General features: G+C 79.7%; 1 pseudogene. It reads right to left on the reverse strand.

From position 1 onward, the window contains the following. Positions 1 to 310: 310 nt before the first annotated feature. Positions 311 to 799 (reverse strand): annotated as a pseudogene (locus GT045_RS03215) (ATP-dependent helicase); the annotation flags it as partial.

Genomic DNA, 799 nt, shown 5'->3' on the forward strand with positions numbered 1-799 from the left:
CGTGGTGGGCTGGGTTGGTGGGGTCGTGGTGGGGGCCGGGTCGGCAGGGCGGGGTGGGTCGGCTTGGCGGCGGGCGTGGAGGACAGGGTCGGTGGGGTCGCGGTCGGCCGGGGTCAGCAGGGCGTGGTGGGCCGGGGCGGCGGCGGACGTGGTGGGCCGGGTTGGTGGGAGCGTGGTCGGCCGGGGCGGCGGGGCGTGGTGGGCCGGGGCGGCGGGGTACACCGTCTTGGCCGGGGACGCCGATGGCCGGGTCCACTGTCGTGGACCCGGCCATCGGATCGTTCACGCCGCCGTGCGGGCGGCGGCCGGATCAGGCCTCGGGGGCCTCCGCGGCCACCGTCGCCTTACGGGCGCGGCGCGGCTTGGGCGCCGTCTCGGCACCCTCCCCGGCCGTCTCGGCGGCGGACGCCGCCGTCTTGCGGGTCCGGCGGCGCGGCTTGGCCTCCGGCTCCTCGGTGGCCTGCGCCGGAATCTCCGGAGCGGCCGCCTCGGCGACGGCCTTGCGGGTCCGTCGTGCCTTGGGCGCGGCGGCCGGCTCCCCGTCGGCCGCCTCCACGGCGACCGCCGCGGTCTTGCGGGTGCGGCGCGGCTTGGCCTCGACTGCCTCGGCCGTCTCCACGGCGGCCTCTGCGGTCGCGGCGGTCTTCCGCGTCCGGCGGGGCTTGGCCTCGGTGGCTTCGGCCGTGTCGGCGGCGGTCTCGGCGGCTGCCGCGGTCTTGCGGGTGCGGCGGGGCTTGGCCTCCGCTTCGGTGGCCTCCGGCGCGGTTGCCGCAGTCGCCTTGCGGGTCCGGCGCGGCTT

The sequence above is a fragment of the Streptomyces sp. SID486 genome (genome assembly GCF_009865385.1).
Classification (GTDB): domain Bacteria; phylum Actinomycetota; class Actinomycetes; order Streptomycetales; family Streptomycetaceae; genus Streptomyces.